The sequence below is a fragment of the Flavobacterium sp. genome, from assembly GCF_023151265.1.
Taxonomy (GTDB): Bacteria; Bacteroidota; Bacteroidia; order Flavobacteriales; family Flavobacteriaceae; genus Flavobacterium.
Map to the genome: position 1 here is coordinate 1 of NZ_JAKLJH010000117.1, position 8,742 is coordinate 8,742.

The window sequence follows — 8,742 nt, forward strand, 5'->3', positions numbered from 1 at the left end:
GGAAGATATTAAACGATTGTTGAGTTTCATTCCTCAGAATAATAGAGAAACGACTCCAAAATTGCCTTATGAATTTCAAGATGAGGTTCGCGAAAAATTAGACACACTTGTGCCTGATAGCGCGAACAAACCTTACGATATGCATGAAGTAATCAGCGGAATTATCGATGAAGATTCGTTCTTTGAAATTCACAAAGATTTTGCCGAAAATATTATCGTAGGTTTCGCTCGTTTAGGTGGAAGAAGCATTGGAATTGTTGCCAACCAACCAATGGTTTTAGCCGGTTGTTTAGATGTAAATAGTTCGATTAAATCTGCTCGTTTTGTTCGTTTTTGCGATTGTTTCAATATTCCTTTATTAGTATTAGAAGACGTGCCAGGTTTCTTGCCAGGAACCGATCAAGAATGGAACGGAATTATCACACACGGAGCAAAACTGTTATATGCATTTAGTGAGGCGACAGTTCCAAGAGTTACTGTAATTACTCGTAAAGCGTATGGTGGAGCTTATGACGTAATGAATTCAAAACACATTGGTGCTGATATGAATTTTGCTTGGCCAAGTGCTGAAATTGCGGTAATGGGAGCAAAAGGAGCATCGGAAATTATCTTCAAGAAAGAAATTAGCGAAGCAGCTGACCCAGTAGCTAAATTAGCAGAAAAAGAAGCAGAATATGCCGAGTTATTTGCGAATCCTTACACAGCAGCGCAACGTGGATTTATTGATGAGGTTATTTTACCAAGAGATACAAGAAGAAAACTAATCAAAGCGTTTAGCATGTTAGAAAACAAAGTGGTCGACACACCAAAACGCAAACACGGAAATATTCCTTTGTAATAATAAAGACCGACTAATAGTCGGTCTTTCTATTTAATTTTGAATCGATATATTTCCCAATAAAACCTAATTTCATTTTGTCAAGCATTTTCTTTTCAAATTCCCAAAAGAAATTAAATTGCCCAAATAATGCTCCAATTAAAACTAATAAAACTTGGTAAGCTGGAAATATTATTATCAAACGTATTGGCCAATAAATCCAAAGCGATAGATTTTCTTTTGTAATACCAAGAAAGTTTGTTAATGGCTTTGAAAGATAAGCTGCTGTTGAACCCGTTATTGCAAATACAATAAAAATTATAGTTAATTGCCAGTTTGAAGTTACATTCCAGCGTTCTTTTAGTTTGTTCATAAATTAAATTCTTGGTGTAAAACCTCCTAGTTTTTGATTGTTTTTGAGTTGAAAATAAACTAAATAATTATAGAGCATATAATTTACTTCATAACCATAATCGATATTTTGGTCATAGTTAATTGACATTTCATATAAATTTGGATTGTACTGAGAAGAAAGCATAGCTCTCCTGTTCCATTCCAAAACCCAAACTCTATTTCTTGATTCTAAATAGGATTGAGAGTGGTAATTTCTCGGTTTTGCAAAACTATTGAACCAAGAAGAAAAACCAACATCAAAAATTAAAACTTCATATTCTAATTTTTCATTAGATATACGAATGGTGTCGCTTTCTAGTTTTGGTTTATCATCAAAACTCTTTTTCTCCTGAGAAGCTGTACAAGCTATCAGAATAAAAAATAAAGCAGATAAAAGTAAAAATATACGTTTCATAGCTCTTTAATTTTGAAAGTATAAAGATAAAAAAAAGCACCGACTTAGCCGATGCTTTTAACTTTTAAAATATAACGATTATTATTTTCCGAATAGTTTTCCCAAAAGACCTCCTAAACCGCCTTTTTTTGTTACAGCAGCCATAGCATCTCCCATATCAACTTTTCCATCATTATTTTGATCTAAACCAAATTGACCTCCATATTTTGAAACGGCATCCATTAATCCGCCACCATTTCCACCAGAAATAGCACTTACTAAATCGTTCATGTTAAATCCAGGTTGGTTTGGGTCTTTAGCTTTGTTAACTAATCCTCCCAAAATTTGCGGAATCAATCCACCAGCAACACTTCCTGCAGCATCAGATGATAAACCGAATTTTTCTCCTAAGTTTCCAGTTACTTTTTCGGTCAACTGTTGAACAACTGGGTTGTTTCCGTCAATTGGAGTTTTTCCAGTTAACATTCCAGTTAAATCGTTAATGTTTCCACTGGCAACCATATCTTTTAAACCTGAAAGGATAGAACCTCCAGCTTCTTGCATTACGGCATCATTTTGTTCATTAGGTACTGCTGGATTGTTTACCACAGCATCACCGCCAAATTGTTTTACTAGTTCTGAGAGTTGATCAAACATAATTTTATAGTTTTTGTTCAGTTAAAGATAATAAAAATTTTAGTTATTTTTCAATAAGCTGATGATCTGTTCTGCAAGTTCAGTTCCAATTCGGTCTTGTGCTTCTTCAGTAGCGGCTCCAATATGAGGTGTTAACGAAATTTTTGGGTGCATTAGAATTTGAATTTCTGGTGTAGGTTCTTTTTCAAAAACATCTAAACCTGCAAATAATACTTTTCCTTCATCTAAAGCTTCGATTAATGCCACTTCATTAATTACGCCACCACGAGCACAATTTACGATTCCTACATTGTCTTTCATTAATTGAAATTCTTCTTTATCAATTACATAACCATCTTGCGCTGGAACGTGTAACGTAATAAAATCAGAATGTTTGATTACGTCTTCTAATGATTCGGTAACGATTTCAACATTGATAAATTGTCCGTTATAGAAATCCACACGAATTACCGCTTCGCTTACATATTTATCGGCAGCAATTACTTTCATTCCTAATCCTAAAGCCATTTTAGCAACCGCTTGACCAATACGTCCAAAACCAATAATTCCTAATGTTTTACCACGAAGTTCTATTCCGTTTGCGTAGGCCTTTTTCAAGCCTTCAAAATTGGTATCGCCTTCTAATGGCATGTTTCTATTCGCATCGTGTAAGAATCTTACTCCAGTGAATAAATGAGCAAAAACCAATTCCGCCACACTTTCAGATGAAGAAGCTGGTGTGTTGATTACGTGTAATCCTTTTTCACGAGCATACGTTACATCAATATTGTCCATTCCAACACCTCCACGACCAATGATTTTTAATCCTGGACAAGCATCGATAATATCTTTACGAACTTTAGTTGCGCTTCTAACTAAAATTACTTTTACATCATTTGTATTGATGAAATTAGCGACCTGTTCTTGTGCTACTTTAGTTGTAATTACTTCAAAACCTCCTTTTTCTAGAGCTTTAATTCCACTTTTTGAAATTCCGTCGTTTGCTAAAACTTTCATTTTATTTTTATTTTTTATGCTAGTTACTATTTACTAGTCGCTAATTACTAAATTTTATTTTCTAATTCTTTCATTACATCAACCAAAACCTGAACACTTTCTAACGGCAAAGCATTATACATTGAAGCTCTATATCCTCCAACCGAACGATGTCCAGCTAAACCAGAAATTCCAGCTGCTTTCCACATAGTATCAAATTTTTCTTGATGTGCTTCATCATTTAATAAGAACGTAACATTCATGTTACTTCTGTCTTCTTTAGCCGCTGTTCTCTTAAATAATGGATTACGGTCGATTTCGTTGTAAAGTAAATTAGCTTTTGCTTCGTTTATTTTTTCAATAGCAGCAATTCCGCCTAGTTTTTTCAACCATTGTAAGGTTAAAAGTGACGCATATACTGGAAATACAGGTGGTGTATTGTACATACTTTCTTTCGAAACATGTTGTTGGTAATCTAACATGCTAGGAATTGTTCTTCCTGTTTTTCCTAAGATTTCAGTTTTTACCACTACTAACGTTGCACCAGCTGGTCCCATATTTTTTTGAGCTCCGGCATAGATTAAATCAAATTTTGAAAAATCTAATACGCGTGAAAAAATATCCGAACTCATATCACATACTAAAGGAACATTTACTTCTGGAAATGATTTTATTTGGGTTCCAAAAATCGTATTGTTACTAGTACAGTGGAAATAATCTGCATCCGTAGGAATGCTATAATTTTTTGGAATATGATTGTAATTTTCAGCTTTTGAAGAAGCTACTACAACAGTTTCTCCAAAAAGTTTTGCTTCTTTGATTGCACCACTTGCCCAAGTTCCGGTATCTAAATAAGCTGCTTTCCCATCAACTTTCATTAAGTTGTATGGTGTCATTAAAAATTGCATACTAGCTCCGCCACCTAAAAATAATACTTCGTATCCTTTGCCTTCTAAGTTTAAAAGCTCTAAAACTAAAGCTCTCGCTTCGTCCATTACGGCTACGAAATCTTTACTGCGGTGTGAAATTTCTAAAATAGATAATCCTGAGTTGTTGAAATCTAAAATAGCTTGTGCCGATTTTTCGAATACTTCTTGCGGAAGTATGCATGGACCTGCACTGTAGTTGTGTTTTTTCATTGTAGTTGTAGTTATTTATTTAAAGGTCAAATTTCGGAATTCTTAAATAAAAAACAGACTTAAATGCTACAATAATTATGAGATGTTATTAACAAAAACGTTTTCGATATTTATTTCTTCTTTTTTAAAGCTTTTCGATTGGAATTCACTTTTGCTTCCAAATTAAAATTGGGTTCGTGTTTGTGTGTTTCTTTCTCTTTTTGAATTTTGATGATTTTTGAAATTTTCATATTACAAACTATTTAAAAATGCCAAAGTATCTACATTATCCGCATAATCCCAAAGTTTTGGTTGTTGGGTTTGCCCAAATGTAACCGAATTTGGAATTAAATCTTTTGAAGCCACGCATTGAATTTGTTCTGCATCAGCATTCAATCGAGTTGTTATTTCTTCCAAACTTTCATAGAATTCGTAGAAAACAGAAGAAATTGGCGAAGAGTAACTCACATCTTCTTTAATCGTTAAAAACTCATTATCCAGTAATTGAAAATTACTCATCAAGAAAACGGCTTTGTTGTAATCGTAATTATTCGCGTATTTTTCGTATTGAATTACATCACGATATTCATACATTGCTTTAAAGAAGGCTTCAAAATTGTAGCCTTTTGGAACAAAAAGTTTAGAAACATTTCTGCATCCCAAACCAAAATATCTAAAAATATCTTCACCTAAACCTACTAAATCTTCATGCGATTCAGTTCCATTTAATACGGCAACCGAATTTCTGTTTTTACGAATAATACTCGGTTTGTCTTTAAAATAATATTCAAAATAACGAGCTGTGTTATTGCTTCCGGTAGCAATTACGGCATCAAAACCTTCTAATTTGCCTTCTACAAAAGTTATTTTTGAATTAAGTTTTGGTTCGACGGCAATCAAATATTTCGCTAAAAATTTCAATAAGTGTTGGTCATTTGAAGATGTTTTTACCAACACATCATGACCTGAAATCAATACTGAAAGAAAATCATGAAAACCCACTAACGGAATATTTCCTGCTAGAATTAATCCTACTTTCTTCGGTTCAATTTTTGAGAAATCGTAGTTTGAAAGCCACTGATTTAGGTTCTCTTCGGTTAACGCTTTCGCCCAAGATTGTACACTAAATTGAACTTGTTCAGGTGTAAACCAACCATTGTGTGATTGCGAAAGTTCAATCAAGTTGGCAAAGTCATCAAAGAACAAATCGTTATGTAAAACCGATGCCGATTTAACGTTTCCATCTTCAGAAAATTGACGTAAGAAATTCCCTAATTCAACAAAACTCGATTTTATTTCAAATTGTAACATTTGTAACTTGTTTATATTTAGTATACGTTGTATTTTTGCACAAAGATAGGAAGTGAAAAGGCATTAGCCAAAAGTTTAAATTAATTTGAGTCTTAACTTGTAAACAATTAAACTTTTAAACAATTAAACGTAAAGAAATGGCAATTATAATAACAGACGAGTGTATCAACTGCGGGGCTTGCGAGCCAGAATGTCCAAATACAGCAATTTATGAAGGAGCAGATGATTGGAGATGGAAAGATGGTACAAAACTAAGTGGTAAAGTAATTTTACCAGACGGAACCGAAGTGGATTCTGATGCGGCTCAAACTCCAATTTCAGATGATATCTATTACATTGTGCCAGGAAAATGTACCGAGTGTAAAGGTTTCCACGAAGAGCCACAATGTGCTGCCGTTTGTCCGGTAGATTGTTGTGTTCCTGATGATAATCATGTAGAAAGTGAAGAAACATTGTTAAATAGACAATCGTTTTTACATAACGAATAAATCAAGCTCCTCAATTTGAGGAGTTTTTTGTATGAAGAAAGTTTTTTTAAGATTTTATGAATTAAATTCATTAGCAACAACATTTTTATCTCTCATAATCTTTTTATTATTTGTAAACTTATTTTTTAAAATTTATCAATATTCTCTGGGTGAAGTTTATGTTGGTCAAATTGTTGGGAATGAAAGTTTTGAAGTTGTTAAGCGTTCTGTTGGTAGATTTTCATCAAATAGATCCTATATCTCTCATGTTTTTCCACAAAAAATTAAATTTACGGATAAGAATAATAGAACATGTTTTTATTCTGAGGTGAGTTGGAACGATGAAGTTAAGTATGAATTAAATCAAAAAGTAAATGTTTTGAAAACAAACAAAGGGCGAATTTATATATTAACTTTATGGAGTTTTTGGTTAAATACAACAAACATGATTTTTATTTTTGGAGTTAGTATTTTTATTACTATTTTGATAGAGATTATTAAAGACAATATTAAAGGTTGATAAAAATTGATTTTTTATAATCCTGTAAAGAGAATTTTCATTTTGAAAGTTCTCTTTTTTGTTTTTTAATGGTTTAGAAACTTCATTCAAAAAGTGCTTTGTAATTAATTTTTTGCTATATTTGATTGATAATCGGTAATTTATGATAAAAAAACTTACTTTTTTATTATGGTTTTTTACTACTTTCGTCTTTTCACAAAATATAGAGTTTACCATAATTGTGAAAGATTTCGATACCGATATGCCTATTGATGAGGTGACCATCACTGCTCTCAAAACCCGTCAAGGTTTTTTAACCAATAAAGATGGAAAAGCAATTGTAAGTCTTTCCAGATCTTCTGATTTAGAATTGGTGCATTCTTCCTACAAAAAGATGATTGTAAAATTTTCCACTTTAGATAAAAAGGAAAATGTAGTGTATATGGAACCTAATACACAGCAATTAGAAGAATACATCATCACAAAAGATCATCCTCAAGAAATTTTAAAACGGATTATTGAAAATTCTAAAGATAAAATCACCATTCCTATAAGTTTGAAAGTCTATTTACACGAATTTTATAAACGCGATAATGAGATTATTTTTTTTAACGATGGTTTAATTAATTTTCAAATTTTAGGAAATGAAAAGAATATCAAAACCGATATTTTAGTAGAACAAAATCGTGCTGTTGGTGTTTTAGATGGCGATATTGATCCCAATATATTAGGTTATGATTTGAATAATATCATCGAAAATTATTACCAATTCAAATATTTAGACGAAGTATTGGATTCTAAAGCAAAGAAAACTTATGATTTTTCGGTAAAAACCTATCCATCTAATGAAGATTATTTGGTGATTAAAATTGTTCCTTTGCCAGAATCTAAAGGAATTTTGTCTGATTTTATGGTGGTGTACGATAGCAATAAAAAGTTAATAATCGAAGTTAGTTCGTATGTGACTCCAGACCGACTTCAAACATATAAAGAAAGCATGTTTGCTTCGAGAAAAGTTTATAAATTAGAATTCAAAAACACATTCAGACAAGATGGAAATTACTACTATTTAGCTAATTCTAAAGAAGTTATTGGTTTTGAAAAACGTTATAAAAATAAAGAGCGACGAATAGAAGTCAAGAATCACATGGTAATTACTGATTTCAATAAAAAAACCTTTGAATACAGCGATAAAAATGTTTTTAAAGGCAAATCACTTATCAATAAAAGAACCACTTTTTTTACGAATTATTGGGATTTTGAATCGGGTTTTGTCTCTACTGCCGAAGAAAAAGCAATTATTGAAAGATTAGGAAAAGGCGACGAAGAAAACCAAAAGGAAGTCGAAAATCCGAAAGAATAACTACTTCATCAACTCCTTTTATTTAATACTTTGATACTAATCAGGATTAGAGTATATTTGCGCACTTTTAAAATAATATTAACTAGTAATTTAAAGTCCCCTTTGGGGATTTAGGGGCTTATGAAAGCAGGAATTGTAGGATTACCAAATGTTGGAAAATCAACTTTATTTAATTGTTTATCAAATGCTAAAGCGCAAAGTGCTAACTTTCCGTTTTGTACTATAGAACCTAATATTGGAGTAGTAAACGTTCCAGATCCACGTATTGCTCGTTTAGAGGAATTGGTAAAACCAGAGCGTGTTCAAATGGCAACGGTTGATATCGTAGATATTGCAGGATTGGTAAAAGGAGCGAGTAAAGGAGAAGGTTTAGGAAATCAATTCTTAGGAAACATTAGAGAATGTAACGCAATTATTCACGTTTTGCGTTGTTTTGATAACGATAATATCGTACACGTTGATGGAAATGTAAATCCAATTCGCGATAAAGAAACAATCGATATCGAATTGCAATTAAAAGACTTAGAAACAGTTGAAAAACGTTTGGAGAAAACCAATCGTGCAGCAAAAACTGGTAACAAAGAAGCACAAGCTGAAAAAGCTTTATTAGATAGAATTCGTGAAACTTTATTAGCTGGAAAATCAGCTCGTACTGTGGTTCCTCAAAATCAAGATGAGGTAGATATGATGGAAGAATTCCAATTAATCACTACAAAACCAGTTTTATATGTTTGTAACGTTGATGAAG

10 protein-coding genes and 1 pseudogene are annotated in these 8,742 nt (G+C 32.3%); 5 read left to right on the forward strand and 6 right to left on the reverse strand.

What is annotated here, in order from left to right:
- Window positions 1-838: carboxyl transferase domain-containing protein (locus tag L6Q46_RS10730; protein WP_291284297.1), on the forward strand; the 838-nt coding region annotated here is incomplete at its 5' end.
- Window positions 839-851: 13 nt separating this feature from the next.
- Here the strand turns inward: L6Q46_RS10730 and L6Q46_RS10735 are convergent.
- From L6Q46_RS10735 to L6Q46_RS10760, 6 genes are all read right to left on the reverse strand, one after another.
- Window positions 852-1,190, reverse strand: a complete 339-nt coding sequence (locus tag L6Q46_RS10735; RefSeq protein ID WP_291284298.1) for a DUF6787 family protein — start codon at window positions 1,188-1,190, stop codon at window positions 852-854.
- Between the two features lie 3 nt (window positions 1,191-1,193).
- Entirely contained in the window at window positions 1,194-1,625 is a 432-nt protein-coding gene (locus L6Q46_RS10740) for a DUF6146 family protein (RefSeq protein ID WP_111565490.1), read from the reverse strand.
- 81 nt (window positions 1,626-1,706) lie between these two features.
- Window positions 1,707-2,261, reverse strand: coding sequence for a DUF937 domain-containing protein (locus L6Q46_RS10745; RefSeq protein ID WP_291284299.1), 555 nt, complete (start codon window positions 2,259-2,261; stop codon window positions 1,707-1,709).
- A 39-nt stretch (window positions 2,262-2,300) separates the two neighbouring features.
- Window positions 2,301-3,257, reverse strand: coding sequence for a D-2-hydroxyacid dehydrogenase (locus L6Q46_RS10750; protein ID WP_291284300.1), 957 nt, complete (start codon window positions 3,255-3,257; stop codon window positions 2,301-2,303).
- A 47-nt stretch (window positions 3,258-3,304) separates the two neighbouring features.
- Entirely contained in the window at window positions 3,305-4,375 is a 1,071-nt protein-coding gene (serC, locus tag L6Q46_RS10755) for a 3-phosphoserine/phosphohydroxythreonine transaminase (RefSeq protein WP_291284301.1), read from the reverse strand.
- 231 nt (window positions 4,376-4,606) lie between these two features.
- Window positions 4,607-5,665 (reverse strand): acyl-CoA reductase, encoded by a 1,059-nt coding sequence (locus L6Q46_RS10760; RefSeq protein ID WP_291284302.1) that lies wholly within the window; start codon window positions 5,663-5,665, stop codon window positions 4,607-4,609.
- Window positions 5,666-5,802: 137 nt separating this feature from the next.
- On the opposite strand from L6Q46_RS10760, the gene L6Q46_RS10765 reads away from it, so the two are divergent.
- From L6Q46_RS10765 to ychF, 4 genes and pseudogenes are all read left to right on the forward strand, one after another.
- On the forward strand, window positions 5,803-6,153 hold the full coding sequence (locus tag L6Q46_RS10765; RefSeq protein WP_026726242.1) for a 4Fe-4S dicluster domain-containing protein: 351 nt from the start codon (window positions 5,803-5,805) through the stop codon (window positions 6,151-6,153).
- A gap of 31 nt (window positions 6,154-6,184) precedes the next feature.
- The gene (locus tag L6Q46_RS10770; protein WP_291284303.1) at window positions 6,185-6,652 is read left to right on the forward strand and encodes a hypothetical protein; all 468 of its coding nucleotides are present in this window, start codon (window positions 6,185-6,187) and stop codon (window positions 6,650-6,652) included.
- 142 nt (window positions 6,653-6,794) lie between these two features.
- Entirely contained in the window at window positions 6,795-7,994 is a 1,200-nt protein-coding gene (locus tag L6Q46_RS10775) for a hypothetical protein (protein ID WP_291284304.1), read from the forward strand.
- Between the two features lie 120 nt (window positions 7,995-8,114).
- Window positions 8,115-8,742: pseudogene (gene ychF, locus L6Q46_RS10780) on the forward strand (redox-regulated ATPase YchF); the annotation flags it as partial.

Excerpts from the sequence above, each read along its gene's own strand:
- L6Q46_RS10735 (WP_291284298.1), bottom strand. The coding sequence starts at position 1,190 with ATGAACAAACTAAAAGAACGCTGGAATGTAACTTCAAACTGGCAATTA.
- L6Q46_RS10740 (WP_111565490.1), bottom strand. The coding sequence starts at position 1,625 with ATGAAACGTATATTTTTACTTTTATCTGCTTTATTTTTTATTCTGATA.
- L6Q46_RS10745 (WP_291284299.1), bottom strand. The coding sequence starts at position 2,261 with ATGTTTGATCAACTCTCAGAACTAGTAAAACAATTTGGCGGTGATGCT.
- L6Q46_RS10750 (WP_291284300.1), bottom strand. The coding sequence starts at position 3,257 with ATGAAAGTTTTAGCAAACGACGGAATTTCAAAAAGTGGAATTAAAGCT.
- serC (WP_291284301.1), bottom strand. The coding sequence starts at position 4,375 with ATGAAAAAACACAACTACAGTGCAGGTCCATGCATACTTCCGCAAGAA.
- L6Q46_RS10760 (WP_291284302.1), bottom strand. The coding sequence starts at position 5,665 with ATGTTACAATTTGAAATAAAATCGAGTTTTGTTGAATTAGGGAATTTC.
- L6Q46_RS10765 (WP_026726242.1), top strand. The coding sequence starts at position 5,803 with ATGGCAATTATAATAACAGACGAGTGTATCAACTGCGGGGCTTGCGAG.
- L6Q46_RS10770 (WP_291284303.1), top strand. The coding sequence starts at position 6,185 with ATGAAGAAAGTTTTTTTAAGATTTTATGAATTAAATTCATTAGCAACA.
- L6Q46_RS10775 (WP_291284304.1), top strand. The coding sequence starts at position 6,795 with ATGATAAAAAAACTTACTTTTTTATTATGGTTTTTTACTACTTTCGTC.